We start from the raw sequence: 25,802 nt of genomic DNA, 5'->3' as shown, positions 1-25,802 counted from the left end.
GCCTGATTCCCACGCGATAAATGGCTGATTGGCTCAGCCCGGCCCAGCTGCTGGGCTATCTCGCCTTCGCCCTCGGCCTCGCCTGCTTCGCGCAGAAAGACGACCTGCGCTTCAAGCTCTTCATGGCCGGCGAATGCGCTGCCTATGCCCTGCACTTCTGGCTGCTTGGCGAGCCCACGGCGGTGGCCTCGACGCTGGTGTCGCTGGGCCGCTCGCTGGCCTCAATCAGGAGCCGCTCGCCCTGGGTGGCGCTCGTCTTCATCGGCTTGTCGGCCGGCCTCGGCGCCTGGCTGTTCCAGGGCTGGGCTTCGCTCTTGCCGATCACGGCTTCCATCATCGGCACGAGCGCGCTGTTCTTCCTGCAGGGGCTGCGGATGCGGCTCTTGATGCTGGTGGGAACAGGCCTGTGGGTGGCCAACAACCTGCTGGTCGGCTCCATAGGCGGCTCGCTGCTGGAGCTGACCTTGCTGGCCACCAACAGCTGGACGATTGGGCGGATGTGGCGCGAACAGCGCCAGCAAGCTCAGGCCGCGACGGGCTGAGTCAGGTGCGGACTCAGGTATTCAGCGAGCTGCCGCAGCCGCTGCTCCACCGTGCCGGTGACCGACACATAGGGCAGGCCGAACTCGCCTAACAGCTCAACGGCGCGCAGATGCTGGGCCGAGGTGAAGCCGGCATCGCGCCGGCAACCGTCCTGCACGAACTCGAAGTCCGGCTCGCACAGGACGATCAGGTCATAGGGCCGGCGCGCAAGGCGCGCCAGCTCAGGCGGTGCACAGCCATGGTCGAGCTCGCAGTACACGAGGGTGGTCAGGGCCGAGGTGTCGCAGATCAGCCAGTCGCGTGCTTGCGCCGCGAATTGCTCTTCATGCTCGACCTGGACCTGGCCCACGCGTATCAGCTCCTCGACCGACAGCACACCGCCGATTTCTTCCCAGCGGGTGCGGCCGTACTCGGGCACCCAGACGGTGCCAAGCCGCTCGGCCAGGGCCCGCGCGAGCGTGGTCTTGCCGCTGGACTCGCCGCCCAGCAGACACAGCGTTTTCACGCGAGCCCCTGCCTTCACTTCACCGTACCCAGATGGTCGAGCCAGAAGCGCTCGTACTTGCGGTGCCAGCCCGGGGTCTTGATCGCGCCGCCGAGGCCATGCTCGCCGTCCGGATCGAGGAACAGGTCGACCAGGGCTTCCTTGCCGGTGACCAGCAGCTCGCGGTAGACGTTGACCGTGTCCTGGTACAGCACGTTCGGGTCCTGCATGCCGTGCACCAGCAGCAGCGGGTGCTTCAGGTTCTTGGCCATGGGCAGCAGCGAGTACTTGCGCAGGTTCGGCTTGGTCCGGTCGACCTTGCCGATGGTGCGGCCGCTGTACCAGCTGTTGTAGTTCTCCCATTCGGTCGGGCCGGCACCGGCGATGCCGGCGGCGTACAGGTCGGGCTTGCTGTACATGACGTACTGCGTCTGGAAGCCGCCAAAGCTCCAGCCGTTCAGGCCCACGCGCTGCGCGTCCACGCCGAGGTTGCCGGCGATGTACTTGTGCAGGTCTTCCAGGTCTTCCGCCTGCGGCAGGCCGACCTGCTCGAAGTTGGCGCCGGAGAAGCGGCGGCCGTAGTTCGAGTGGCCGCGCGTGTCCACGGCCACGGTCACGTAGCCATGCTTGGCCGCCATGTACATGCCGAACATGTAGCCGGTGGGCTGGAAGCTGTCGGTCTCCACCGTGTGGCGGTCGTTCAGCGGGCCGCCGTAGACGTAGACCACGGCCGGACGCTTGTCGCTGGCCTGCCAGCCTGCCGGCTTGAACCAGTAGGCATGCAGGGTGTCGCCATGGCGGTTCTTGAAGCTGAAGCGCTCGGGGCGCATCACGTCGACCTTGGACCAGCTCGGGTCATGGCTGTCGGTCAGCTGCTTGGGCGCCGTGCCGGCCTTCAGGAGCTTGAGCTCGGGGCGTGCGGCCCAGTTGCCGGCCATCGCGGCCACCTGGTTGCCATCGTAGGAAGCGACGGCGCTGCGGTGGTAGTCCGGCGCCGAGCCCAGGGCCTGCATGCTGCCGTCCGCCAGGTTGACCTTGAAGACGTTCATCGCGGCGAAGTCGTCCTTGTTGGCCAGCACCAGCATCTGCTTGCTGTCGGGCGTGAAGCCCAGCACCTGGTGGGCTTCGAACTCGCCCTTCAGCAGGGGCTTGAGCTCGCGCTTGGCAACGTTCCAGCCATAGGGCTGGCGCCAGCCGGCTTCATCCATCACCACGACCAGGGTCTGGCCGTCGGGCGTGAAGCGCGGGTTCAGCACGCTGACCACTTCATGGCCGACGTCGCCACGGCGCTCGATCACCACCTCGGGCTTGGCCTTCTCGTCGGCCTTGCCGAGGTACACCTTCAGCAGCTCCTTCTCACGCTCCCAGGTGGAGAACGTGTACTGCTTGCCATCCTTGCTCCAGGCCACCGGGCTCATCTCGAACCAGACATCGCCACCCGGATGCGTGAACACCGGCGCCGACTGCTTGGCCGGTGCAGCATCGCCTTGCGGCACGGCGCGGATGTAGAGCGCAGTGGGCTGCACCATGCGCTTGTCATCCGAGACCTCGCGGTCGACCTTCTTGGCCGTGGCGAAACGTTCGCTGTAATTCATGATCTCGACCTGACGGCCGGGGCGCGGTGCGGGCTTGCCCTCCTCGCCGAGCGGCGCCTGGGCCACCAGGGCCATCCAGCGGCCGTCTTCGCTGATCACGGTGGACGAGATCTTGTATTTCTTGTCCGCATCGTCCGGATGGATCAGCTCGCGGTTCAGCACCTGCACGCCGCCCGAGGCGAAGCGCGAGCGCAGCACGCGGCCTTCGTCCATGTAGACGAAGCCCTGGTCGTCCGGCGTGTAGCCGACGATGCGCAGGTTGCGCTGCGTGGCCAGCAGCGGCTGGATGCGCTCAGAGCCGGCCACCCAGCGGAACAAGGCGCCGCGGTACTGGAAGATCAGCTCGTCCTTCTCATTGGCCCAGACGATCTGGCGCACGCCGGGATAGAGGTCGCCGGCCTTGAGCTTGTTCTTGGCGAGCTTCTTCTTCAGCTCGTCGCGCCATTCCCAGGCTTCCTTCTCGGCGGCCTTGGCGGCCGAAGCGGCAGCGGCGGGTGCCGAGGCAGCCGAGGCAGCGGTAGTCGGAGCCTCAGCCGGCACGGGCTTACCGGCGCGCTTGGCAGCCAGCGCGGCCATGGCGCGCTTCTCGGCATCAGCCTCGGCCTTGTCGGCCGCCTTCTGTGCGTCGTCCTTGGCCTTCTTGTCGGCGACTTCCTTCTTCAGCTCCTCGATGGCGGCCTTTTCCCATTGCTCGAGGTCCACCTTCTCGCCGCGCAGGTAGGCGGCATAGGCTTCCTCGCGGGCCTGGCGCTCGGCCGTCTCGCTGTTGCGCTGCTTCAGCTTCTTGTCGAAACGCTCCAGGTCCTCGGGCGCGTCGTAGGCGGCCATCAGGGCCGGCGAGGTCAGGCGCAGCGTCTTGCCGGTCTTGTTGTCAAAGACATGCAGGTCACCACCCGGCTCGCGGTACGGTGCCCAGGCATAGGCCAGATAGCGGCCGCTGTGGCTGAAGTCCGCATCGCGCGCCGCTTCGCCGCGATAGGACTCGGCGCGGAACAGCTGTTCCAGCGTCAGGTTGGGCGCCGCCACCGGGGCAGCTTGGCTCAGCGAAGCGCCGATCAGCGCCGCCGAGATGGCCAGGGCCAGGCAGCTGTTGGCCACCAGATTCCGTGTCTTCAAGTTCGGTCTCCTACCGTCAGCCCCGGTTCAGGGCAGGGCGCATTGTAGAAAGCCCGCGTTATTCCGCTGTGCGCGCTGCGCGCAGATGCGCGACACTCGGCCGTCAACCCCTAACCCCGACCATGCTGCCCAAGCCCGTCGCCGCCCTTGGCCTGATCGTCTGCCTGCTGATGGCCCTGCACATGATGCTGGGCCCGGTGCAGCGCGCACGCTTCGACGCCTGGCTGCGCGAGATGCGCGAGCGCCTGCACAGGCTGCTGGACTTCCGGGGCCGCCGCCGCGAGGCGCGCCGCGCGCGGGCCGAGACCGAGTCGCTGATACGCCGGGTCAAGACCGGCAATCCGCTGGCCGAGGGCGACTGGGAGGGCAATGTGTTCCGCCCCAGCCAGTTCGACGGCGACAAACGAAAGCTGCACTGAAGTCAGCTTACGTTGTCTCGACCAGCGCTTCTGCTTCTTCCTCGCCGCGCAAGCGCTTCACCAGTTCCTGCACCACCTGCAGGTCGGCATCGACCAGCAGGCCGGCGCGCAGCAGCGCCGCGCGCACCCGCTCGAACTCTTCGCTCATCTGCCCCAGCGGCTGCAGCGACTGCAACCAGGCGTCCAGTTCGCCGCTGCCGCGTGCTGCGGCATTGATGGCCTCCAGCAGGCTGGGGCTGAACTCACCGGGGATCAGCTTGCTGGCCACGCTGGCGCGGGCCAGCGCGCCGCTGCCGGATTCGATCAGGGCCATCAGCCATTCCGCCACGGCGAGGATCTGGCCATCCAGCGGCACCTGCTCCTCCACGAGGCCGCGCGGGTAGCCAAAGCCATCCAGCCGCTCATGGTGGTTGAGCACGGCCTCGGCCACCGCGGGCCCGGCGCCCGGCATGTCCAGCAGCACACGATGACCTATCACCGGATGGCTGACGATGTGGCGCCATTGCTCCGGCTGCAAAGTCGTGCCGCGCTCCAGGTAGCTGGGGTCGATGTAGAGCTCGCCCACGTCGTGCAACAGGCCTGCGAGGGCCAGTTGGCGGTGGCGGTCGATCTGGTCGGGCAGCAGGCGCCGCGCCAGGGCCAGCGCCAGCATGGCAACGCCAACGCTGTGGTTCAGCCGGTCGCCCTGGTAGTTGCAATAGACGGTCAGCAGCGACTGCACCTGCATGCTCAGGCGCAGGCTGGACAAGGTGGCCGCCACCGGCTGCGCGCGCTGGTGGGCGCACAAGGTGCGCAGCAGCGGATGCGCCTCCTGCAGCTGCTCGGCCAACGGCCCGAACAACTCCGGCACCACGCCATCGACCACCTGCACGCAGTCCTCCAGCGGTTTCTGCAGCTTGTGGACCAGCAGGCGGTCGCGCGTGCTCGCGTCGATGGTCGCGCCCTTGGCCAGCAGCTTGATGCCCTGGGCGCTGTAGACGTCTTCGCTCGTCTGCACCTGGCGCGTGGCGGCCATGGCCACCACATGGTTCAGGTAATGCGGGTTGACCGCGGCATCGGACGCGGCACCGGCTTCGGCAGACTGGTCATGGACAACAACTCCTCGATCCTGAACGCCCTGGATTCTTGAGGCTCCCCGGCTCGCCCGTCTTGAAAAAGATCAAGCCAGCGCGCTTCCCTTCACGGCGGCAATCAGGTCGCCCACCATCAAGCGGTCCTCCTGGCTGAGGCTGGCCGAGCGCAGCTGCAGCTCGCGCTCCAGCTCGCGCATGCGCCAGTGGAATTCACGCAGCAGGGCCAGCACCTCGAGCTGCACCGGGCCCTCGTCCAGCACCAGCTGATGCACCAGGGTCTCGGGATGGTCGGCATCCAGGCCGGCGCTGCTGAAAGCCACCTGCAGCTGCAGCATGCGCTGCAGGCAAAGGTCCAGCAAGCCGCGCAGCTCAGGGCTGGCACCCACGGCGCGCGCGCGCAGCTGGGCCCGCGACGAGCGGAAGCGCGCCAGCAGTTCGGCCACGCGCAGCGCACGCGGCAGCGCGGCGGCCAGGCCACGGTCTTCGTCCAGCACATGGTCGGGGCCTTCGCAACTGGTGGCCGCCTGGCGCAGGCTCTCGAAGATGGCCTCGCTGAACTCGCCCGGTATCAGCTTGCTGGCCACGCTGGACTGGGTGATGGGCAGGGCGCCGGCATCGATCAGGCCCATCAGCCATTCGGCCGAGGCCAGGATCTGGGCCTGCAGCGCGAACTGGTTCTGGTGCAGACCGCGCGGATAGCCGAAGCCATCCAGCCGCTCATGGTGGGACAGCACCAGCTCGGCCAACGCCGCGCTGCTGCCCTCCAGGCCACTAAGCACACGCTGGCCAATCACCGGATGGCTGACGATGTGGCGCCATTGCTCGGCTTCCAGCTCACCATCGCGGCTCAGCACATCGGGGGCCAGGTAGAGCTCGCCCACGTCGTGCAGCAGGCCGGCCAGGCCCAGCAGGCGATGGGCATCGATGTCGCCCGGCAGCAGGCGCCGCGCGAGGGCCTTGGCGATCAGGGCCACGCCGACAGCATGGTGCAGGCGCCCGCCCGGCTGGTCGGCATAGACGGTCAGCAAGGATTGCATGGGCCCACTCAGCCGCAGCTTGGCCAGCGACTGCTGGATGGGCAGGGCCCGATCATGCGCGGCCAGGGCGCGCAGCAGCGGATGCTTGTCCAGCAATTGCTCGGCCGCTTCGGCGATCTGCGTGGGAGAGACGCCCTCGGCCGCACCGAGGCAGTCTTCGAGCGGCCGGCTCAGCTTGTGTCGCAGCAGGCGCTCGTGCACATCGGCATCGAGCGCCGCGCCCTTGGCCAGCAGCTTGATGCCATTGCCACTGACGATGTCCTCGGTAACCTCGATCCGATGCGCGGCCGCGCTGGCTACCAGGTGGCCCAGGTAATGCGGATTGACGGCTTCTTCCTGCGCTCTTGTTGTCATCCCAGCTCGCTTGCCGAAGCAGCCCAGGCCCAGGGCCGGCGGATACGGCTGATTGTGGCGAGCGGGGCTGCGGGCGTCCAGCGCCGGCCGAGGCCGTCGCTGGCAGCCTCAGGCAGCCGGCGGATAGCCAGCCTCGCTGAGTGCCGCCGCCAGCTCGGCGCGGCTCTTGCTGCTGCCCTGAACCTGCAGGCTGCGGGCTTCGCGGTCGAAGCTCAGCTGTGCCTTTGCATCCAGCTCGCCCAGCGCTTCGGTGATCGCGGCCACGCAATGGCCACAGCTCATGTCGGGCAGCTTGAATTGCTCCACGGTCGGCTCCATTTGTCACTCCTCAAGACAGGTCAATCAGCCACAGCTTATCCTGCGTCGCCATGAACAGCAGCCCCACCCAGACCTGGACCCTGGCGATTGAAGGGATGACCTGCGCCTCCTGCGTGGGCCGCGTCGAGCGGGCGCTGAAAAAGCTGCCGGGCGTGGACGAGGCCAGCATCAACCTGGCCACCGAGACCGCCACGGTCCAGGCCCAGCGCAGCGTGGCCTTGCCGCAATTGCTGGAAGCGGTCAGCAAGGCCGGCTACCAGGCCCGGCTCGAGGATGATCCGGCCGCGCACCAGACCGGCTGGTCAGCCAGCGGCTGGCCGGTGCTGATCGCAGCCCTGCTGAGCGCGCCCCTGGTCCTGCCGATGCTGGGCCTGCTGGCCGGCCACCACTGGATGATCGACGGCCGGCTGCAACTCGCCCTGGCCGCGCCCGTGCAGTTCTGGCTCGGCGCGCGCTTCTACAAGGCCGGCTGGGCTGCCCTGCGCGCCGGCAGCGGCAACATGGACCTGCTGGTGGCCCTCGGCACCAGCGCGGCCTTCGGCCTCAGCCTCTACCTGCTGCTTGGCGGCGAGCAACACGGTCTCTACTTCGAATCGGCCGCCGTCGTCATCACCCTGGTCCTGCTCGGCAAATGGCTGGAAGCCCGCGCCAAGCGCCAGACCACCGAGGCGATACGCGCGCTGAAGCAACTGCGCCCCGAGACCGCGCACGTGCTGCGCGATGGCCAGGAGCAGGAGTTGCCGATCAGCAAGCTGCGCCTTGGCGACGAGGTGCTGGTGCGCCCCGGTGAGCGCATCCCGGTCGACGGCCTGGTGCTGGAGGGCAGCAGCGAGGTCGATGAATCCCTGATCACCGGCGAGAGCCTGCCGGTGGCCAAGCAGGCGCAGAGCCGGGTGGTGGGCGGCGCGATCAATGGCGAGGGTCAGCTCTTGCTGCGCACCACGGCTCTGGGCGCCGAGTCCACGCTCTCGCGCATCGTGCGCCTGGTGGAATCGGCCCAGGCCGCCAAGGCACCGATCCAGCGCCTGGTGGACCGGGTCAGCGCCATCTTCGTGCCCGTGGTGATTGGCCTGGCCCTGCTGACCCTGCTCGGCTGGGGCCTGGCCAGCGGCGACTGGCAGCAGGCCCTGCTCAATGCCGTGGCCGTGCTGGTGATTGCCTGCCCCTGTGCCCTGGGCCTGGCCACGCCGACGGCCATCATGGCCGGCACCGGTGTGGCGGCGCGGCTCGGCATCCTGATCAAGGACGCCGAGGCGCTGGAACTGGCGGCCCACCTGGACACCGTGGCCTTCGACAAGACCGGCACGCTGACGGTCGGCCATCCGACGCTCCTGAAGCTCGAGCCCACGGCCGGCGAGGACGCGGCGCAACTGCTGCGCTGGGCGGCGGCGCTGCAGTCCGGCAGCGAGCATCCGCTGGCCCGTGCGGTGCTGGACGCCGCCAAGGGCCAGGTCTTGCCTGCGACGCGAAACCTGCGCGCCGTGCCCGGCCGTGGCGTGACGGCCGAGCTGGCCGAGCCCGGCCAGACCCTGCATCTGGGCAGCGCGCGCTACATGACCGAGCTGGGGCTGCAGGCCGAGGTTTCCATGACCGATGGCGCGACCCAGTCCTGGCTCGCCACAACATCACCGCAGCCGCGCCTGCTGGCCCGCCTCGCCTTTGCCGACCAGCTCAAGCCCGGCGCCGCCGAGGCGCTGCGCCAGCTGAAATCGCAAGGCCTGCACACCGTGATGCTGAGCGGCGACAACCAGGCCGCTGCGAATGCCGTGGCCGCCCAGCTCGGCCTCGAGGAAGTGCGCGCCGAGGTCCTGCCCGAGGACAAGGCGCGGATCGTTTCGGAACTGAAGGCCGGCGGCGCCCGCCGCGTGGCCATGGTCGGCGACGGCATCAACGATGCCCCCGCCCTGGCCGCCGCCGATGTGGGCCTGGCCATGGCCACCGGCACCGACGTGGCCATGCAGGTGGCCGGCATCACCCTGATGCGCGGCGACCCGGCCCTGGTGCCGCAGGCGATTGCGCTGTCGCGCGCCACCGTGCGCAAGATCCACCAGAACCTGTTCTGGGCCTTTGCCTACAACGTGGTCGGCATTCCGCTGGCCGCCTTCGGCCTGCTGAACCCGGTGATCGCCGGCGGCGCCATGGCGCTGTCCAGCGTCTGCGTGGTCAGCAATGCCCTGCTTCTGAAGCGCTGGAAGCCTAGGGCTGCTTGAGGAACTCCCGCAGCTCGCGGTCCGAGCGCCGGATGTGCAGCGACAGCCAGTCGCGCAGCACCATGGACAACTGCGCCGCCACCGTCACGCTGCCGGTCTCGTAGCGCTGCCTGAGGTCGTTCAAGTCGGCGATGAACTTGCGGTGCCAGCGCAAGTGCTCCTCCAGCGTGGGGAAGCGCACGCGCGCCATCTCCTGTTCCTCGCGGCGCAGGTGGGCATCGGTGTAGGCGATCAGCTCCTCGAGGATGGGGCCGACCACCTCGCGGCCGCGCCCCTCGCTGGTCGCCGTGTGCAGCGCATTGACCATGTCGACCAGGTGGCGGTGGTCCTGGTCGATGGGACCGCCGGCGTCGATCGCCAGGTCGTCCGCCCATTCGAAGTAGGCCATGTCGGGACTCCCTTCAGGCCGGGCTGAGGCGGAACACGCTGACCGAGTGCTGCAGGCCCTGGGCCTGGCACTCGAGCGACTGGGCGGCCGCCGCCGCCTCCTCGACCAGCGCGGCGTTCTGCTGCGTCACCTGGTCCATCTGCGCGACAGCCTGGTTGACCTGCTCGATGCCCGTGGTCTGCTCACGGCTGGCATGGGTCACCTCGCGCATCAGGTCGGCGACGCGGCGCACGCAGACCACGATCTCGTCCATGGTGCTGCCGGCCTGCTCGACCTGCTGGCAGCCCTGGGAGACGTTCTCCACCGAGGTCGTGATCAGCGTCTTGATCTCCTTGGCGGCGGCCGCCGAGCGCTGCGCCAGCGCCCGCACCTCGCTGGCCACCACGGCAAAGCCGCGCCCCTCTTCGCCGGCACGCGCGGCCTCGACGGCCGCATTCAAGGCCAGGATGTTGGTCTGGAAGGCAATGCCATCGATCACGCCGATGATGTCGGCAATGCGGGTCGAGGACTGGTTGATGGCCTCCATCGTGTGCACCACCTGCCCCACCAGCGAGCCGCCGCGCACGGCCACCTGGGCCGCCGATTCGGCGAGCTGGTTGGCATGCACGCCGCTGTCGTAGTTCTGCTTGACGGTGGCGGCCAGTTGCTCCATCGAGGCTGCGGTCTGCTGCAGGGCGCTGGCCTGCTCCTCGGTGCGCTGAGAGAGGTCCAGGTTGCCGGCCGCGATCTGGCCGGTGGCCGTGGCCATGCCGTCGGCGCCGCTGCGCACCTGCCCGACGATGTCCAGCAGGCTGCGGTTCATCTCGTCGAGCGCCTGCAGCAGCTGGCCGGTCTCGTCGTGGCTGTCGGCAACGATGTGGCTGCTCAGGTCGCCCGCAGCCACCGTGCGTGCCACCTGCACCGCCCGCGCCATCGGCACGGCAATCGAGCGGGTGATCCACCATGCCGCCACCACGCCAATGCAGAGCCCAGCCAGGCCCAGCAACAGCACCAGATTGCGTGCCGTATCGATGTCGGCGCTCAGCACGGCGCTGCTCTGCCCCACCACCTTCTTCTGCAGCGCGGCGAGTCCAGTCACCGGCGCCTGGAGTGCATCAAGCGCAGGCAGCGTCTCGCCCTGAAGCAGTAGCACCGCCTGGTCCTTGTGCCCTTCGTCGACCAACTTGGCCACCTGGCCGAACGAGGCCACGTAGCGCTTGCGAGCCGCCACCAGCTCGGCCAGCAAGGCACGGCCTTCCGGCAGGACCACGAGCTTGTCCAGGGTAGCGAGGGCCTCGTTGATCTGCTGCTTGTTGGATTCGATGTCGGCCTTAACGCGCTGCAGCTGCGCGGCATCGGTGGCCAGCACCAGCTCCATCGTGCGCCGCGCATTGGCGCGGGTCAGCGCATTGATCGCATTGGCCGCATCGGCCTTCACCCAGTCGACCTCGATGAGGTGGGCATTGACGGTCTGCACCACACCGAAGTTGCGGTAGGCCAGCAGGCTCACGCCCAGCAGCAGCATGATCAGAAGGCCGAACCCCAGGCCCAGCCGGGCGCCGATACGCAAGTCTTTCAGTCGCATGGAACTCCCCTGCCGGACTCTGAAAAAGCGTTCCGGCTGCACCGAATGTTCGGCGCCAAGCCCCTGAAAGTCATTGACAGAAATCAGCCGTCCGACCCCCGACCCGCCAGCCCTCTGCGCAAACGCAAGGAATTGCCGGCCGACGGTCTGCTAGGAGCCTGCCGGCGGGTATTTGCAGGGATTGGCTGCGCGCTTGGCCATGATCTTGCGGACCCAGGCGCTCTGGTCTTCAATGGGCGCAAAGGCCTCGGGGTTGGGATAGGCCAGTTGCAGCACCGTGCCCTCCTTCAGCGCCGCTGCGGCAAAGCCCGGCGCCTTGGGATCGGCCACCTCGACGGGGTCGATCACCGCGATCTTCAGCTTGGGCAGGCGGCGCTGCAGCCGCTCGGCCGTGCCGAGGAAAGCGGCCGAATGGAAGTTGCCGTTCAGGTGCAGGACCTTGGCACCCGGCTGCTTCTTCAGCGCCTCGGCAATCGCTTCGGCCATGGTTTCGTCGCGCGCCACCTGAGCGGCGAAGCTGCGTTCGGCGCGTGCCTTGGCCGCTTCCGACATCGCCGCGCCGCCGCCATGCGTGGCGGCGCCAGCCTGGAACTTCATGTACTTGTCGCGATAGGCGCCAGGGCCGACATCGAGCTCACGCGCCACCCAGCTGCGTTCCTCGGGCGTGAAACGCTCCAGCACCGCCAGGCCCTGCTGGCCTATGCAGGAGATCGCCCAGGTCGGCGCCTCGGCCGCGACCACGCTCAAGCCTCGGTCTTTGGCGAACTGGACCAGCGGGCGGTAGGAGGGCCGGTAGTTGTCCCAGGCCCGGCCGTCCTCGACCAGGGCGTTCTCGCCCAGCTTGCCGGCCAGGTAGGCATCAACCACCGGCTGCACGTCGCGCTCGAACTGTTCGAAGGACACGATCATGGCCGGGTGGCGGGCCTGCAGCGCGCGCAAGAGGCGCTGCTGCTGCAGGTGGATGCCGGGGTGGCGGTGGCTCTCGCCGAAGAAGACCACGTCATAGGCCACGAGGCGCTGGGCCAGCTCATCAAGGTCCAGCAGCTTGGGCTCGGCACGGCCGCCGTCGCTCCAGACGAAGGCCGTGTCGTAGAAGTCCTGCAGCGGCTGTTGCAGCCGGAAGGCCTGCTCGCCCTGCTTGTCAAGGCGCTGCGGCGCATCGGCGGCGAAGGCGGTGCAGCTCAAGGCGGCCAACAAGGCCAGAAGGGGCGATCTGCGGACGTGCTTTTTCATGCGAACTCCAATCTGCACAAGGCGCCGATTCCAACACAGCCGGGCTGCCGATAATCGGCCCGGTACCGTTGCCAGCACGAGGATCGCCCGCCATGACCATGAACCTGATCGCCCTGTCCGGCAGCCTGCGCGCCGCCTCCTTCAACACCGCCCTCTTGCGCACCGCCGCCACCCTGTGCCCCGAGGGCGTGACGCTGACGGTGCACACGCTGCACGGCATCCCGCTGTACGACGGCGACCTGGAGGCGCAAGGCGTGCCCGCCGCCGTGACCACGCTGCGCGAAGCGATCAAGGCGGCCGACGGCCTGGTGATCGGCACGCCCGAGTACAACAACGCCATCCCCGGCGTGCTGAAGAACGGCCTGGACTGGCTGTCGCGCCCGCCGGCCGAAGGCAGGTTCTTCGCCGGCAAGCCGGTGGCCATGATGGGCGCCAGCCAGGGCGGCTTCGGCACCATCCAGTCGCAAGACGCGCTGCTGAGCGTGATGCGGGCCTTTGCGGTGGACTTCTGGATGGGCGGCCGCCTGATGGTCTCGCGCGCCCAGAACCTGTTCGATGCCGATGGCCAACTGAGCGACGAGGCGCTGCGCGAACAGCTGCGCGGCTTCATGAAGGGCTTTGCGGCCCATGTGCAGAAGTCCAAGCGAGTCTGACGAAATGAAGCCCCCACGCTCAATGCTTTCGCTGCCCCCCGAGGGGGCGCCTCAGTACCTACGGACGGCCGGGCGGTACTGAGATGGCTCAACTCGAACTGCTCAACGCCCATGAAGGCAATGTCGGCGGCCTGCCGATTCGCCGCGCCCTGCCGGTGGCCGCGCGCCGGCGCGTCGGCGCCTGGTGCTTCCTCGATCACGCCGGCCCTGCCGACCTGACAACCCCGATGCGCGTGGGCCCGCATCCGCACACCGGCCTGCAGACCTTCAGCTGGCTGATCGAGGGCGAGATCCTGCACCGCGACAGCCTCGGCAGCGAGCAGGTGCTGCGGCCCGGCCAGGTCAATCTGATGACGGCAGGGCGCGGCATCTGCCATTCGGAAGAATCGCTGAGCGCGCGCCTGCAACTGGCCCAGCTCTGGATCGCCCTGCCCGAGTCGGAGCGCCATTGCGCGCCGGCCTTCGAGCACTTCCCGCAGCTGCCGCGTTGGCAAGAGGGTGGCTTCGAACTCACCCTCTTGATGGGCAGCGTCAACAGCGCGCAGCACGGCCTGCAGCAATCGCCGGTGCCGGCCCACACGCCGTTGCTCGGCCTGGACCTGGCCTGCGCCGCCGCCGCGCAATTGCAGCTGCCGCTCCAGCGCAGCTTCGAGCATGGGCTGATGGTGCTGGAGGGCCGCCTGAGCGTGCGGATCGACGGCCAGCACGAGACGCTGGAACCGGGCCGCCTGCTCTATGTGCCGCCGGGCGCGAGCGAGGTGCAGCTGCAAAACGAGGGCGCAGCGCGGCTCTTGCTGCTCGGCGGCGAGCCGCTCGACGAGCCGGTGTTGCTGTGGTGGAACTTCGTCGGCCGCAGCAACGAGGAGATGCGCCAATGGGCCGCCGAATGGAACGCCGGCACCGGGCCTTTCGGCGCGGTGCACGGCTATGACGGCGCCCGACTGCTGGCGCCCGATGCCAGCGCGCTGCGGCTGCGCGGCGGCTGAGCCGGCTCAGGCCAGCCGGCCTTCCTGGAAGTCGCGCACCGCCTGCATCAGCTCGGCCTGCGTGTTCATCACGAAGGGGCCGTACTGGGCGATAGGCTCGTTCAAGGGCCGGCCGGCGATCAGGATCGCGCGGGTCGGCTCCTCGCCGGCCTGCACCACGATGCCGTCGCTGCCTGCGGCATTGGCCAGGATGGCCATGCGCTGCTGCGGCACATTCGTTGCACCGATCTTCAGGCTGCCCCGGTAGACGTAGACAAAGGCGTTGTGCGCGGCCGGCAGCTGCTGCTCGAAACGGGCACCGGCGGGCAGGTGCAGGTCCAGGTAGAGCGGCTCGGTATGGTCGCGCTGCACTGCACCGGCCAGGCCATGGCTCTCGCCCGCGATCACCCGCACCTCGACACCTTCGGAGGTAGCCAGCTCCGGGATCTCGGCGGTCGGGATGTCGCGGTACCAGGGGTCGCGCATCTTGTCCTTGCCGGGCAGGTTCAGCCAGAGCTGGAAGCCTTCCATGCGGCCTTCCTGCTGCTCGGGCAGCTCGGAATGGATCACGCCACGGCCGGCCGTCATCCACTGCACGCCGCCCGGGCCGAGCAGGCCTTCGTTGCCGGCCGAGTCGCGGTGGCGCATGCGGCCTTCCAGCATGTAGGTGATGGTCTCGAAGCCCCGGTGCGGATGGTCGGGAAAGCCGGCGATGTAGTCATCGGCCTTGTCCGAGCCAAAGGCATCGAGCATCAGGAAGGGATCCAAGCGCCGCTGCAACTGGTTCGTGAGCACACGGGTCAGCTTCACACCGGCGCCATCGCTGGTGGGCTGGCCTGCGATCAGGCGCTCCACGGGGCGGGCTTGGGTGACGGTGGCAGACATGACGGATCTCCTTCTTGATGCGTTGCGTTGATTAGACCGTAGCGGTTTCAGTGATGGCGGCGATCTGCGCACGGGCGCTGGCAATGCCGGCGGCCTCGGCCTCGGGGCCCATGTTCAGGCCTTCGGCGAACACGAACTGCACGTCGGTCAGGCCCAGGAAGGCCAAAACGGTGCGCAGATAGGGCGTCACGCCATCGGTCGGCAGGTCGCGGTGCACGCCGCCGCGCGTCGTCACCACATAGACCTTCTTGTTCTTCAGCAGGCCTTCAGGACCGGTGGCGGTGTAGCGGAAGGTGACACCGGCGCGGGCAATCGCGTCGATCCAGTTCTTCAGCTGCGAGCTGACGCCGAAATTGATCATCGGGGCGCCGATGACGATGGCGTCGGCTGCCTGCACCTCGGCGATCAAGGCGTCGTTCAGGGCCACGCGGGCTTGCTGCTCGGGGCTGCGAGCCTCGGCCGGGGTGAACAGGGCGCCGAGGGCGGCCTCGTCCATCGGGGGCAGCGGCGTGGCGGCCAGTTCGTGCACGGTCAGCGAACCGGTGTTGTTCTGGGCCTTGAGGGCGGCCGTGATTTCGTCGGCCAGGCGGGTGGACCAGGAGCCCTGACCGTCTTGAACTCGGCGGGCGCTGGAATTGATTTGCAGAATGTTCATGGTGAGCTCCGTTTGCTGGGGTTGTTTCGTCCGTTGCTTGACGATGGACTCACTTTATTGGGAACATCCGTGGCACAGAAGATTTCAAATTGGACATGACTGTTCCACTGATAGAACAATGAGCCTGGACGCCGACGATCTCTTGATGTTTGCCAGGGTGATGGAAGCCGGCAGCTTCAGCCGTGCCGCCGAGCGCCTGAACCTGCCCAAATCCACCGTCTCCCGCCGCATCGCCGCGCTGGAGCAGCGCCTGGGTGAGAAGCTGCTGCAGCGCAGCACCCGCCGCCTGGTGCTGACCGAGTTCGGCCAGGGTGTGCTGGAGCATGCGCGAGCCCTCACGGCCGAGGTGGACCAGGCCCTGGCCCTGGCCCTGCACCGCCAGCAGCGGCCCACCGGGCGGCTGCGCGTGACCATGCCGGCGGATCTGGCGCACCAGGCGCTCTCCGAAATGCTGACCCGCTTCACGCTGGACTACCCGGATGTGCAACTGGAGCTGGACCTCTCGCCGCGCAGGGTCGACCTGATTGCCGAGCGCTTCGACATCGCCGTGCGCATGGGCACGCTGGGCGAGGACAGCCAGCTCGCCGCGCGCCGCATGGCCCTGATGAGCAATGGCCTCTATGCCTCACCCGACTACCTGCAGCGCCACGGCGAACCGTTGCGGCCCGAGGCGCTGGAGAGCATGCACGGCCTGATGATCCTCGGCCGCAACGGCGACCCGATGCCCTGGCAGCTGCGGCGCGGCGAGCCGGCTCAGGAGCAATGGCAGGGCGAGCCAGCCCAGCGCACGCTGATCAATGCCCCCGACATGCTGCTCAAGCTGGCCTGCGCCGGCGTGGGCATCACGGCCGTGGGCGACCACTATGCCCGCCCCTTCGTCGAGGCCGGCCAACTGGTGCGGGTGCTGCCCGACTGGTGCCTGGCGCCGGTGGAATGCTGGGCCGTGTTCCCGGGCCGCAAGCTGATGCCGATGCGCTCGCGCCTCTTCATCGAGGCCATGGCGGCGACGCTCGGCAACTGCTCGGCCTCGGCTTGACGGCAGTCAACCTGCGCCCGGGCGGCCAGGGTCATGATGCCGGCCGACCCATGCGCCCTGCCGGGTCGCTTGCCGTCGTCCCTGCCTACCGTGAAGCCCGCCTCTCCTCGACGTTTCGATGCCACGCTGCAACAGCTGGGCCGCAGCAGCCTGGCCTGGCGCTTTGCCGGCAGCGTGCTCGCCTTCAGCCTCCTGATCACCTTGCTCGCCACCGGCCTCAACCTGGCGCTGGACTACCGCCGCGAGGTGCGTGCCGTCGAGACCCGGCTGCACTGGGTCGGCCAGGCTTTCGGCCACAGCCTGGGGCTCAGCCTCTGGAACCTGGACCAGCGCGATGCCCGCCTGCAGCTGCAGGGCATCCTGCGCCTGCCCGACATCGAATCGGTCCAGTTGCTGGACGAGGCCGGCCAGGCCTTCCTCGAGGACGGCCACCCGCAGGCCCGGCAACGCCTGAGCCAGCGCTTCGAGCTCTACGGCCCGGCCGAGTCGCGCGGCCAGCATGTGGGCAGCGTGCTGATCGCCGGCTCGCTGGACGAGGCGCTGCAACGCGTGGCCGAGCGCAGCTTCACCACGCTGCTGAGCCAGGGCGTGCAGATCTTTGCGCTCTCGGCCTTCATCCTGTTGCTGTTCCACGGGCTGATAGGCCGCCACCTGGCCAACGTGGCCAGCCACCTGCACCAGCTGCGCGCCGAGCGCAGTGCCGCGCCGCTGCGCCTGGGCCGGCGCTGGCGTGCCCGCCGCCATGACGAGCTGGATCTGCTGGAGCAGACCATCAACGAGATGCAGCAGCGGCTGCGCGACTCGCATGCCCGCGTCGAGCTGGCCGCCCAGGTGTTCGAGCAGGCCGGCGAAGGCCTGGTGGTCACCGATGCCGGGCACCGCATCGTCGCGGTCAACCCGGCCTTCACCCAGGTCACCGGCTACAGCGAGGCCGAGGCGCTGGGCCACACGCCGGCGCTGCTGCGCTCGGGCCAACATGAGCCCGGCTTCTATGCCGACATGGCCCGCCAGATCAGCCAGACGGGGCGCTGGGAGGGCGAGATCTGCAACCGCCGCAAGACCGGCGAGCTCTATGTCGAATGGCTGACCGTCTCGACCATCTACGCGGCCGACGGGAGCGTGCACCGCCACATCGGCCTGTTCGTCGACATCACCCGGCGCAAGCAGGACGAGCAGCTGATCTGGCGCCAGGCCAATTTCGACGTGGTGACCGGCCTACCCAACCGCTCGATGTTTGCCGAGCGGCTGCGCCTGGAGCTGGCCAAGTCGCAGCGCAGCAACCAGCCCTTCGCCCTGCTCTTCATCGACCTGGACCACTTCAAGGAAGTCAATGACACCCTGGGCCACAGCGCCGGCGACGCGCTGCTGCATGAGGCGGCCGCACGGCTCCAGCATTGCGTGCGCGAGACCGACATCGTGGCCCGCCTGGGCGGCGACGAATTCACCGTCATCCTCGCGGAGCTCGGCGAGCCTGTTCAGATCGAGCGCATCGCCACCGACATCCTGCAGCAGCTGGCGCGCCCGTTTGCGATTGCGGGCACCGAGGTGTACTTGTCGGCCAGCATAGGCATCACGGTGTTCCCGCTCGATGGCGCGGATGCCGAGCTCCTGATGAAGAATGCCGACCAGGCCATGTACGCCGCCAAGGCCGAGGGCCGCAACCGCTGCCAGTTCTACACGCCGGCCATGCAGGAGTCCGCGCAGCGGCGCATGGCCCTGGCCAGCGACCTGCGCGCAGCCCTGCCGCTGCGCCAGTTCGCGCTGCACTACCAGCCGGTGGTCAGCCTGCTGGATGGCCGCGCCCACAAGGCCGAAGCCCTGCTGCGCTGGCAGCATCCGGAGCGCGGTGCCGTCAGCCCGGCCCTCTTCATTCCACTGGCCGAGGAATCCGGACTGATCCACGAGCTCGGTGACTGGGTGTTCCGCGAGGCCACTGCGTTCGCGGCGCACTTGCGTGCCGCCGGCCACGCGCAACTGCAGATCGCGATCAACACCTCACCGCAGCAGTACAGGGGTGGCGGCACGCTGTTCCAGGACTGGCTGGCCCAGCTCAAGCAGCTCGGCTTGCCGGGCGAGGCCATCGTCATCGAGATCACCGAAGGCCTGCTGATGGACGACCAGGCGGGTACCAACGAGCACCTGCTGCGCTTCCGCGACGCGGGCATCCAGGTGGCGATCGACGACTTCGGTACCGGCTACTCCTCGCTGTCCTACTTGAAGAAGTTCGACATCGATCTCCTGAAGATCGACCAGAGCTTCGTGCGCCACCTGCAACCGGGCAGCGACGACCTGGTGCTGTGCGAGGCCATGATCGCGATGGCCCACCAGCTCGGACTCAAGGTGGTGGCCGAGGGCATTGAGACGGAGCAGCAGCGCGCGCTGCTGGCGGCTGCGGGCTGCGACTATGGCCAGGGCTATCTGTTCGCCCGGCCCATGCCGGCACCCGACTTCGAGCGCTGGCTGGCAGGGCCAGCAGCGCCTACTCGCCGCGGCTGAAGCCGATCTCGACCGTGGCTTCGCGCGGCGAGCTCACCGGCGCGAAGCGCCATTGGTTGACCGCATCCAGCGCGGCCACGGTGAGTTTGCGGTGCGAGCTCTTCAGGGCCTCAGCATTGCGCACCGAACCATCGGGCTGAACCATGAAGCGCACCATCACGGAGCCGCTGGTGATGGTGTTGGCCAGCTGGCGCGGGAACTCCGGCGCCACGCGGTTCAGCAACTGCAACTCGGGCTCCGCTTGCTGAGCCGGGGCTGCAACGGCCGGCGCAGGCACCGGCTCCGAACGCGGCACCGCCAGCGCCACCTGGGGCGGCGGTTCGATCTCACGAGAGGCGACGCTGGTGTTGTCCGACACAGCCACCACGGTGGGCGGCGCTGAGGTTTCGGGCGCGGCATCGACGACCGCCCTGCTGGCGGCCTTGGGCGCCGCGGCCGCAGCCACAGCCACCGGCTTGGCTGCGGGTTTGGGGGCTGCAGCGGCCACCGGCTTGGGCGCGGGTGCCTTGTCGGCATTCATGCGTATCCAGTGGAAGACCTTGTCGGCGTCGCGCTTGGCGCGCTCTTCAGGCGTCAGCGCCGGCTTGGCCGCCGGGGTCACGACAACCGGTGCATTGCTCTGCGCCAAGGCGGCGCCGCACAGGGCCCATGCCAGGCCCAGACCCGTTCCCATGCGAATGCAGTGCTTCATGGCAGCCTCCCCTCGTCGTCGTGGCGTCAATGGAATTTGGCGCTCGTGACGCCTTGCGCGAGCAATTTAGCCAGGGTGGATTGCGCGGACCCACGGGTTTCTCCGGACCCGCTGGGCGCGGCCGTGAAGTCCTGCGCAGACCGGTGGCTATACTCGCGGCTCGCTCCGGGGGGCCCTGCTGTCAAGTCGACGGCGTCGGGCTGAGATGTGGCCAAAGCCACGGACCCGCTGAACTTGATCCGGCCAGTACCGGCGTAAGAAGAGCTTGACGAGATGTAGTACCAGCGGCTGCCTGCCGCCGGCCGTCCGTCATCCGCCCTAACGCCGCCATGGCCAGCCCAGGGCAGACCTCCGGAGTCCACCAGCGACCACCGGAGACGCCATGAGCGACAAGCCCAACTTCGCCGAGCTGCTGCAGCGCAGCCGCACGCCCCTGCCCGCATCGACCAAGACCTGGCTGCGCGGCGAACGCTTCCCCGAGCTGCGCGTGCCGCAGCGCCAGATCTCGCTGACCAACGGCGAGCAGGTCTGCGTCTACGACGCCTCCGGCCCCTACACCGACCCGAACATGCCCATCGACGTGCGCCTCGGCCTGCCCGCCCCGCGCTCGGCCTGGGTCGAGGCCCGGGGCGACACCGAGGCCTACGAGGGTCGCCGCATCGCGCTTCAGGATGACGGACTGCGCGAAGTCGCCCAGCAGCAATCCCTGCGCGCCGGCAGCGAAGGCCTGCAGCGTCAGCCGCGCCGGGCAAGACCTGGCGCCAACGTCACGCAGCTGCACTATGCGCGGCGCGGCATCGTCACGGCCGAGATGGAGTTCGTGGCGATACGCGAGAACCAGCGCCTCGAGTGGATGCGCGAGTACGAGCTGGACGCCGAGCGCGAGAACCGCCTGCGCGGCGACTCGCGCGGCGCCTCCATCCCCAGCCTCATCACCCCCGAGTTCGTGCGCGACGAGGTGGCTCGCGGCCGCGCCATCATCCCGGCCAACATCAACCACCCCGAGCTGGAGCCGATGGCCATAGGCCGCAACTTCCTGGTCAAGGTCAATGCCAACATCGGCAACTCGGCCCTCGGTTCCAGCATCGAGGAAGAGGTGGAGAAACTGGTCTGGGCCACGCGCTGGGGCGCGGACACGGTGATGGACCTCAGCACCGGCAAGAACATCCACACGACGCGGGACTGGATCCTGCGCAACGCCTCGGTGCCCATCGGCACCGTGCCCATCTACCAGGCGCTGGAGAAGGTCGGCGGCGTGGCTGAGGAGCTGAACTGGGCGATCTTCCGCGACACCCTGATCGAGCAGGCCGAGCAGGGGGTGGACTACTTCACCATCCACGCCGGCCTGCGCCTCGCCCATGTACCGCTGACCGTCAAGCGGCGCACCGGCATCGTGTCGCGCGGCGGCTCCATCATGGCCAAGTGGTGCATCGCCCACCACCGGGAAAACTTCCTGCACACGCATTTCGAAGAGATCTGCGAAATCATGAAGGCCTATGACATCAGCTTCTCCCTCGGCGACGGCCTGCGCCCCGGCTCGCTGGCCGACGCCAACGACGAGGCGCAGTTCGCCGAGCTGCGCACGCTCGGTGAGCTGACCAAGCTGGCATGGCAGCACGACGTCCAGACCATGGTCGAGGGGCCGGGCCATGTGCCCATGCACCTGATCCAGGCCAACATGGACGAGCAGCTGAAGCACTGCGACGAGGCGCCCTTCTACACGCTGGGCCCGCTGACCACCGACATCGCCCCCGGCTACGACCACATCACCTCGGGCATAGGCGCGGCCATGATCGGCTGGTTCGGCTGCGCCATGCTCTGCTACGTCACGCCCAAGGAACACCTGGGCCTGCCCGACCGCGACGACGTCAAGCAGGGCCTGATGGCCTACAAGATCGCCGCCCATGCGGCCGACCTGGCCAAGGGTCATCCGGGGGCGCGGGCGCGCGACGATGCGCTGTCCAAGGCGCGCTTCGAGTTCCGCTGGGAGGACCAGTTCAACCTCGGCCTCGACCCCGACACGGCGCGCGAGTTCCACGACGAGACCCTGCCCAAGGACAGCGCCAAGGTCGCGCATTTCTGCTCCATGTGCGGCCCCAAGTTCTGCTCGATGAAGATCACGCAGGAGGTGCGCGAGTACAGCGCGGCCCAGGCTGCGGCGGCCGACGGCATGGCACAGAAGAGCGCCGAGTTCCGTGCCCATGGGGGCGAGCTCTACATCCCCATCAGCGTCAGCACGAGCGCCTGATGGCCCGCATCGCCATTGCCGGCGCCGGCCTCGCCGGCCGCCTGTTCGCCTGGGCCCTGGTGCGGGCCGGTCATGAGGTCGAGGTCTTCGATCCCTCGTCCGGCCCCGCCCCGGCTGGCCCGCCGCGTGCCGCCGCCTTCAGCGCGGCCGGCCTCTTGAGCCCGCTGGCCGAGCAGGACAGCGGCGCCGACACCGCCATGGTGGCGGCCGGCTGGCGCTCGCTGCAGCTGTGGCCGCGCATCTGCGCGCGCCTGCCCGCCAAGGTACGGCTGCGGCGCGAGGGCAGCCTCCTGCTCGCGCATCGCGGCGATGCCGGCGCGGCCCAGCGCGTGCTGCAGCACGTGGTCGGTGCCGTGCCCTTGGCCGAGCCGGCCCTGCGCGAGCTCGAGCCCTCGCTGGCGCCCGGTCTGCTGGCCTGGCGGCTGGAGGGAGAGGGTTTCATCGACCCGCCGGCCGCGCTGGCCGCCCTGCACCAAGCTGCTGCCGCTGCGCGCTGGCATTGGGAGCAGCCGGTCAGCCAGGTGCTGCCACATCGCTTGCTGCTGGCCGACGGCCGCGACATCGAGGCCGACTGGGCCATCGACTGCCGTGGCCTCGGTGCCCGCCCCGCCTTGCCACTGCGTGGCGTGCGCGGCGAGATCCTGACGCTCTCCTTGAGCGACCACGGCCTGCGCCGGCCGCTCCGGCTGCTGCCCCCACGCCACCGGCTCTACCTGGTGCCGCGCAACGAATCGACCCTGGTGCTGGGCGCCAGCGAAATCGAGAGCGAAGACCTGAGCCCGGTGAGCCTGCGCACCGCCGTCGAGCTGATGGCAGCGGCCCACAGCCTGATGCCGGCGCTGGCCGAGGCCCGCATCGCGAATCTCGAGGTTGCCTTAAGGCCGGCGCTGCCCGACCACCGGCCCGAGGTACAGTGCGCACCCGGCCAGTTGCGTATCAACGGCCTGTATCGCCATGGCTGCCTGTTGGGGCCGGCGCTGGTGCAAGAGCTGCTCACAAGAAGCGGGCTCGGCACCTTGGAGGAGGAATCGTGACTACGAGCAAAGAACCGCACATCGAGATCCGTCTCGATGAGGCGCCGTTGCGCCTGGGCGCCGGCACCACCCTGGCCGGCCTGATCAGCCAGCTGGGCCGCGAACCCACCGGCGTGGCCACGGCCCGCAATGGCGAGTTCGTGCCGCGTGATGCGCGTCATCACACGGTTTTGCGCCATGGCGACCAGGTGCTGCTGTTCAAGCCCATCACGGGAGGCTGAGGATGAGCCCTACCGATGTCTTGACCATTGCCGGCGTCAGCCTGAGCAGCCGCCTGCTGCTCGGCACGGCCGGCTATCCCAGCCCGGCCGTGCTCGGCGCGGCCATCCAGGCTTCGGGCAGCCAGCTCGTGACCCTGGGCCTCAAGCGCACCGTCCAGGGCGGCGACAACGGCTTCGTGGACCTGGCCCTGCAGGCAGCCCGCGCGCAAGGCGCGCACCTGCTGCCCAACACCGCCGGCTGCCACACGGCGCGCGAGGCCGTGCAACTCGCCTGCATGGCGCGCGAGCTCTATGGCACGGCCTGGGTCAAGCTCGAGGTGATAGGCGATGCCCACACCTTGCAGCCCGATCCGTTCGAGCTCCTGGAGGCGGCACGCAGCCTGGTCAAGCTCGGGTTCACGGTCCTGCCCTACTGCACCGAAGACCTGGTGCTGTGCCGCCGCCTGCTCGATGCCGGCTGTGCCGTGCTGATGCCCTGGGGCGCGCCAATTGGCTCGGGCCAGGGGCTCTTGAATCTGCCGGGCCTGCGCACGCTCAGGGAGCGCTTGCCCGACGCCACCCTGATCATCGACGCCGGCCTCGGCGCCCCCTCGCAGGCGGCCCAGGCGCTGGAACTGGGCTTCGACGCCGTGCTGCTGAACTCGGCCGTGTCCCAGGCCCGCGACCCGGTGGCCATGGCCGGCGGCTTCGCCGAAGCCGTGCGCGCCGGCCGCACGGCCTACCGCGCCGGGCTGATGGCGCCGCAGGACTTTGCGCGCGCCTCGACGCCGGTCAGCGGGCATGCGTTCTTGTTGGGAGAAGCACAATGAGCGTCTCGCAAACAGCGTGCCTTCGGGCCGAGCGCAGGGCCGCTCCCAAGCCGGCCCCCGCCACCGGCCAGAGGCCGATGGCACTCTGGCCGTCCAAGCTCGCGCAGGCGAGCTTGGAGCCGCGGCCATCGTTCCCCTCGGGGGATCGGTCAGCGTACCCGCTGAGCGAGGGGCTCACATGACTTGGACGAGGGAGCCCCATCCGCCCATCGTCTGGAGCATCGCCGGCAGCGACAGCGGCGGCGGCGCTGGCCTCACGGCCGACAGCGGCGCCGCCAAGGCCCTGGGCGTGCACCTGTGCCCGGTCGTGGCGGCGGTCACGGCGCAGAACTCCTGCGGCGTCAGCGCCATCTGCCCGCTGCCGGTGGTGCAGATCGAGGCCCAGCTCGAGGCCCTGGCGGCCGACCTGTGGCCGCGTGCCATCAAGACCGGCCTGCTCGGCTCGGCCGCCACCGTGCAATTGGTGGCGCAGACGCTGGACCGCATGCGCAGGGACGACCCCGGCCTCCCGCTGGTCGTCGACCCGGTGCTGGGCGCCAGTGCCGGCGGCCTGAGCTTCGGCAACACGGCCATGCTGCAGGCCCTGCGCGAGCAGCTGCTGCCGCGCGCCAGCCTGATCACGCCCAACCGCCAGGAGGCCGAGCGCCTGCTGGCCCTGCCGCCGCAGACCCACAGCCTGCCCGAGCTCGCCGCCAGGCTGCGCGAGGCCGGTGCCCGCGCCGTCTGCATCACCGGCGGCGATGATCTCTCCACGCCCGCTGGGCAAGACCTGGCCCTTGACTACCTCGACAGCGACCTGGCCAGCGGCTGGCTGGCCAGCCCGCGCCTGCCGGCCAGGCATCACCACGGCACCGGCTGCACCTTCGCCAGCGCGGCAGCGGCGGCGCTGAGCCGCGGCTTCGCCCTGCCCGATGCCGTGGTGCTGGCCAAGATGCTGACCTGGTGCGCCGTGCGCGACGGCCATGCCGCCGGCCGCGGGCCCGGCCCGGTGCGCGCCCGAGCGAGCTTCGTGCTGGAGCCCGGCGCCATGCCGGTGATGAGCTTCGGCCCCGAACTCGACCCGCTGGCGCCAGCGCGCTGGCTGCATGTGCTGCGCTATCCCGCCGAACCGGTGGAGCTGGGCCTCTACGGCTTGTGCGAATCGGCCGCGCGGGTCGTGCAGCTGGCCGAGGCCGGCGTGCCTCAGATCCAGCTGCGCATCAAGGCCCCGGCCAGCGATGACGCGCTGGCCGAAGAGATCCGCGCCGCGCTGCTGGCGGTGCAGGGCCGCAGCAGCCGGCTCTGGATCAACGACCACTGGCGTGCCGCCGTGCTGGCCGGCGCCCGCCACCTGCACCTCGGACAGCAGGACTGGGCCGCACTGCGTCCGGACGAGCAGCGCTGGCTGCTGGACAGCGGCATTGCGCTGGGCCTGTCCAGCCACAGCCTGTGGGAGCTGGCACGGGCACGGGGCCTGGCGCCAAGCTACATCGCCTGCGGCCCGGTCTGGCCCACGACAACCAAGGACATGCCCTGGCATCCGCAGGGCATGGACAACCTGGCCTGGTGGTCGCTGATGGCCGGCCGGCCGGTGGTGGCGATTGGCGGTGTGCTCGCGCCCACCCAGGCCCGCGACTGCGCGGCCGCCGGGGCCTCGGGCGTGGCCCTGGTGCGCGGCCTGGACTCGGCCCTGGCCACCCTGCCCGAGTACCAGAACGCCTGGGTCAGCGGCCGCGTGCTGGCCCGCCCGGCCCAGCGCCCGCCGCAGCCCAGCCTGGCCGAAGAGGCCTGAAGGC

General features: G+C 69.2%; 23 protein-coding genes and 1 riboswitch. Of the genes, 12 read left to right on the top strand and 11 right to left on the bottom strand.

Going from position 1 to position 25,802, the window contains the following annotated elements; genetic code table 11:
* Positions 1-20 precede the first annotated feature (20 nt).
* Positions 21-542 (top strand): YgjV family protein, encoded by a 522-nt coding sequence (locus J7U46_RS18315; RefSeq protein WP_282828434.1) that lies wholly within the window; start codon positions 21-23, stop codon positions 540-542.
* Here J7U46_RS18315 and J7U46_RS18310 read toward each other — a convergent pair.
* Positions 524-1,048 carry an ATP-binding protein gene (locus J7U46_RS18310; RefSeq protein WP_282828432.1) on the bottom strand — a complete coding sequence of 175 codons (525 nt, stop codon included), beginning with the start codon at positions 1,046-1,048 and terminating at the stop codon, positions 524-526. The two genes, J7U46_RS18315 and J7U46_RS18310, sit on opposite strands and share 19 nt — an antisense overlap.
* Positions 1,049-1,062: 14 nt before the next feature.
* Positions 1,063-3,738: a prolyl oligopeptidase family serine peptidase gene (locus tag J7U46_RS18305; RefSeq protein ID WP_282828430.1), complete on the bottom strand. Its 2,676-nt coding sequence runs from the start codon at positions 3,736-3,738 to the stop codon at positions 1,063-1,065.
* A gap of 122 nt (positions 3,739-3,860) precedes the next feature.
* On the opposite strand from J7U46_RS18305, the gene J7U46_RS18300 reads away from it, so the two are divergent.
* Entirely contained in the window at positions 3,861-4,157 is a 297-nt protein-coding gene (locus J7U46_RS18300) for a hypothetical protein (protein WP_282828428.1), read from the top strand.
* A gap of 7 nt (positions 4,158-4,164) precedes the next feature.
* Here the strand turns inward: J7U46_RS18300 and J7U46_RS18295 are convergent, their stop codons facing one another.
* From J7U46_RS18295 to J7U46_RS18285, 3 genes are all read right to left on the bottom strand, one after another.
* On the bottom strand, positions 4,165-5,172 hold the full coding sequence (locus J7U46_RS18295) for an HD domain-containing phosphohydrolase (protein WP_282828426.1): 1,008 nt from the start codon (positions 5,170-5,172) through the stop codon (positions 4,165-4,167).
* Between the two features lie 144 nt (positions 5,173-5,316).
* Entirely contained in the window at positions 5,317-6,621 is a 1,305-nt protein-coding gene (locus tag J7U46_RS18290; RefSeq protein ID WP_282828424.1) for an HD domain-containing phosphohydrolase, read from the bottom strand.
* A gap of 108 nt (positions 6,622-6,729) precedes the next feature.
* Positions 6,730-6,939, bottom strand: a complete 210-nt coding sequence (locus J7U46_RS18285; RefSeq protein WP_282828422.1) for a heavy-metal-associated domain-containing protein — start codon at positions 6,937-6,939, stop codon at positions 6,730-6,732.
* Positions 6,940-6,989: 50 nt separating this feature from the next.
* On the opposite strand from J7U46_RS18285, the gene J7U46_RS18280 reads away from it, so the two are divergent.
* Positions 6,990-9,149, top strand: a complete 2,160-nt coding sequence (locus J7U46_RS18280; protein ID WP_282828420.1) for a heavy metal translocating P-type ATPase — start codon at positions 6,990-6,992, stop codon at positions 9,147-9,149.
* Here the strand turns inward: J7U46_RS18280 and J7U46_RS18275 are convergent.
* The 3 genes from J7U46_RS18275 to J7U46_RS18265 form a co-directional block, all read right to left on the bottom strand.
* Positions 9,136-9,537 carry a bacteriohemerythrin gene (locus J7U46_RS18275; RefSeq protein WP_282828418.1) on the bottom strand — a complete coding sequence of 134 codons (402 nt, stop codon included), beginning with the start codon at positions 9,535-9,537 and terminating at the stop codon, positions 9,136-9,138. The two genes, J7U46_RS18280 and J7U46_RS18275, sit on opposite strands and share 14 nt — an antisense overlap.
* 13 nt (positions 9,538-9,550) lie before the next feature.
* A complete protein-coding gene (locus tag J7U46_RS18270) occupies positions 9,551-11,101 on the bottom strand; it encodes a methyl-accepting chemotaxis protein (RefSeq protein ID WP_282828417.1) in 1,551 nt (516 codons plus the stop codon).
* Positions 11,102-11,251: 150 nt separating this feature from the next.
* Positions 11,252-12,334 (bottom strand): ChaN family lipoprotein, encoded by a 1,083-nt coding sequence (locus J7U46_RS18265; protein WP_282828416.1) that lies wholly within the window; start codon positions 12,332-12,334, stop codon positions 11,252-11,254.
* 92 nt (positions 12,335-12,426) lie between these two features.
* On the opposite strand from J7U46_RS18265, the gene J7U46_RS18260 reads away from it, so the two are divergent.
* A complete protein-coding gene (locus J7U46_RS18260; RefSeq protein ID WP_282828414.1) occupies positions 12,427-12,987 on the top strand; it encodes an NADPH-dependent FMN reductase in 561 nt (186 codons plus the stop codon).
* Between the two features lie 83 nt (positions 12,988-13,070).
* Positions 13,071-13,973, top strand: a complete 903-nt coding sequence (locus J7U46_RS18255) for a pirin family protein (protein WP_282828412.1) — start codon at positions 13,071-13,073, stop codon at positions 13,971-13,973.
* 6 nt (positions 13,974-13,979) lie between these two features.
* Here J7U46_RS18255 and J7U46_RS18250 read toward each other — a convergent pair whose 3' ends face one another.
* Positions 13,980-14,837 carry a pirin family protein gene (locus J7U46_RS18250; protein ID WP_282828409.1) on the bottom strand — a complete coding sequence of 286 codons (858 nt, stop codon included), beginning with the start codon at positions 14,835-14,837 and terminating at the stop codon, positions 13,980-13,982.
* Between the two features lie 31 nt (positions 14,838-14,868).
* On the bottom strand, positions 14,869-15,492 hold the full coding sequence (locus J7U46_RS18245; RefSeq protein ID WP_282828407.1) for an NAD(P)H-dependent oxidoreductase: 624 nt from the start codon (positions 15,490-15,492) through the stop codon (positions 14,869-14,871).
* Between the two features lie 118 nt (positions 15,493-15,610).
* Between J7U46_RS18245 and J7U46_RS18240 the strand changes: the two genes are divergently transcribed.
* Together J7U46_RS18240 and J7U46_RS18235 are read left to right on the top strand one after the other, a co-directional pair.
* Complete coding sequence (locus J7U46_RS18240; protein ID WP_282828406.1) at positions 15,611-16,528, top strand: LysR family transcriptional regulator; 918 nt, start codon at positions 15,611-15,613, stop codon at positions 16,526-16,528.
* Positions 16,529-16,618: 90 nt separating this feature from the next.
* Positions 16,619-19,024 (top strand): EAL domain-containing protein, encoded by a 2,406-nt coding sequence (locus J7U46_RS18235; RefSeq protein ID WP_282828404.1) that lies wholly within the window; start codon positions 16,619-16,621, stop codon positions 19,022-19,024.
* Here J7U46_RS18235 and J7U46_RS18230 read toward each other — a convergent pair.
* The gene (locus J7U46_RS18230) at positions 19,008-19,715 is read right to left on the bottom strand and encodes an energy transducer TonB (protein ID WP_282828402.1); all 708 of its coding nucleotides are present in this window, start codon (positions 19,713-19,715) and stop codon (positions 19,008-19,010) included. The two genes, J7U46_RS18235 and J7U46_RS18230, sit on opposite strands and share 17 nt — an antisense overlap.
* 156 nt (positions 19,716-19,871) lie before the next feature.
* Positions 19,872-19,993, top strand: a riboswitch (TPP riboswitch).
* Positions 19,994-20,097: 104 nt separating this feature from the next.
* Here J7U46_RS18230 and thiC point away from each other — a divergent pair.
* From thiC to J7U46_RS18205, 5 genes are all read left to right on the top strand, one after another.
* The gene (thiC, locus tag J7U46_RS18225) at positions 20,098-21,963 is read left to right on the top strand and encodes a phosphomethylpyrimidine synthase ThiC (RefSeq protein WP_282828400.1); all 1,866 of its coding nucleotides are present in this window, start codon (positions 20,098-20,100) and stop codon (positions 21,961-21,963) included.
* Complete coding sequence (locus tag J7U46_RS18220) at positions 21,963-22,997, top strand: FAD-dependent oxidoreductase (protein ID WP_282828398.1); 1,035 nt, start codon at positions 21,963-21,965, stop codon at positions 22,995-22,997. The genes thiC and J7U46_RS18220 overlap by 1 nt, the downstream gene beginning before the upstream one ends.
* Positions 22,994-23,218, top strand: a complete 225-nt coding sequence (gene thiS, locus J7U46_RS18215) for a sulfur carrier protein ThiS (protein ID WP_282828396.1) — start codon at positions 22,994-22,996, stop codon at positions 23,216-23,218. The genes J7U46_RS18220 and thiS overlap by 4 nt, the downstream gene beginning before the upstream one ends.
* A 2-nt stretch (positions 23,219-23,220) precedes the next feature.
* Positions 23,221-24,027: a thiazole synthase gene (locus J7U46_RS18210; RefSeq protein WP_282828394.1), complete on the top strand. Its 807-nt coding sequence runs from the start codon at positions 23,221-23,223 to the stop codon at positions 24,025-24,027.
* Positions 24,028-24,205: 178 nt separating this feature from the next.
* The gene (locus tag J7U46_RS18205) at positions 24,206-25,798 is read left to right on the top strand and encodes a bifunctional hydroxymethylpyrimidine kinase/phosphomethylpyrimidine kinase (protein ID WP_282828392.1); all 1,593 of its coding nucleotides are present in this window, start codon (positions 24,206-24,208) and stop codon (positions 25,796-25,798) included.
* Positions 25,799-25,802: the final 4 nt, after the last annotated feature.

It is taken from the genome of Pelomonas sp. V22 (genome assembly GCF_030014915.1).
Taxonomy (GTDB): Bacteria; Pseudomonadota; Gammaproteobacteria; order Burkholderiales; family Burkholderiaceae_C; genus JAUASW01.
Note: the sequence above shows the minus strand (reverse complement) of the source record. Positions and strands in the feature narration are given on the sequence as shown.

Bases quoted from the DNA above. Each gene is read 5' to 3' on its own strand.
- J7U46_RS18315 (WP_282828434.1), top strand. From the start codon at position 21: ATGGCTGATTGGCTCAGCCCGGCCCAGCTGCTGGGCTATCTCGCCTTC.
- J7U46_RS18300 (WP_282828428.1), top strand. From the start codon at position 3,861: ATGCTGCCCAAGCCCGTCGCCGCCCTTGGCCTGATCGTCTGCCTGCTG.
- J7U46_RS18295 (WP_282828426.1), bottom strand. From the start codon at position 5,172: ATGGCCGCCACGCGCCAGGTGCAGACGAGCGAAGACGTCTACAGCGCC.
- J7U46_RS18290 (WP_282828424.1), bottom strand. From the start codon at position 6,621: ATGACAACAAGAGCGCAGGAAGAAGCCGTCAATCCGCATTACCTGGGC.
- J7U46_RS18285 (WP_282828422.1), bottom strand. From the start codon at position 6,939: ATGGAGCCGACCGTGGAGCAATTCAAGCTGCCCGACATGAGCTGTGGC.
- J7U46_RS18280 (WP_282828420.1), top strand. From the start codon at position 6,990: ATGAACAGCAGCCCCACCCAGACCTGGACCCTGGCGATTGAAGGGATG.
- J7U46_RS18275 (WP_282828418.1), bottom strand. From the start codon at position 9,537: ATGGCCTACTTCGAATGGGCGGACGACCTGGCGATCGACGCCGGCGGT.
- J7U46_RS18270 (WP_282828417.1), bottom strand. From the start codon at position 11,101: ATGCGACTGAAAGACTTGCGTATCGGCGCCCGGCTGGGCCTGGGGTTC.
- J7U46_RS18265 (WP_282828416.1), bottom strand. From the start codon at position 12,334: ATGAAAAAGCACGTCCGCAGATCGCCCCTTCTGGCCTTGTTGGCCGCC.
- J7U46_RS18260 (WP_282828414.1), top strand. From the start codon at position 12,427: ATGACCATGAACCTGATCGCCCTGTCCGGCAGCCTGCGCGCCGCCTCC.
- J7U46_RS18255 (WP_282828412.1), top strand. From the start codon at position 13,071: ATGGCTCAACTCGAACTGCTCAACGCCCATGAAGGCAATGTCGGCGGC.
- J7U46_RS18250 (WP_282828409.1), bottom strand. From the start codon at position 14,837: ATGTCTGCCACCGTCACCCAAGCCCGCCCCGTGGAGCGCCTGATCGCA.
- J7U46_RS18245 (WP_282828407.1), bottom strand. From the start codon at position 15,492: ATGAACATTCTGCAAATCAATTCCAGCGCCCGCCGAGTTCAAGACGGT.
- J7U46_RS18240 (WP_282828406.1), top strand. From the start codon at position 15,611: ATGAGCCTGGACGCCGACGATCTCTTGATGTTTGCCAGGGTGATGGAA.
- J7U46_RS18230 (WP_282828402.1), bottom strand. From the start codon at position 19,715: ATGAAGCACTGCATTCGCATGGGAACGGGTCTGGGCCTGGCATGGGCC.
- thiC (WP_282828400.1), top strand. From the start codon at position 20,098: ATGAGCGACAAGCCCAACTTCGCCGAGCTGCTGCAGCGCAGCCGCACG.
- J7U46_RS18220 (WP_282828398.1), top strand. From the start codon at position 21,963: ATGGCCCGCATCGCCATTGCCGGCGCCGGCCTCGCCGGCCGCCTGTTC.
- J7U46_RS18210 (WP_282828394.1), top strand. From the start codon at position 23,221: ATGAGCCCTACCGATGTCTTGACCATTGCCGGCGTCAGCCTGAGCAGC.
- J7U46_RS18205 (WP_282828392.1), top strand. From the start codon at position 24,206: ATGACTTGGACGAGGGAGCCCCATCCGCCCATCGTCTGGAGCATCGCC.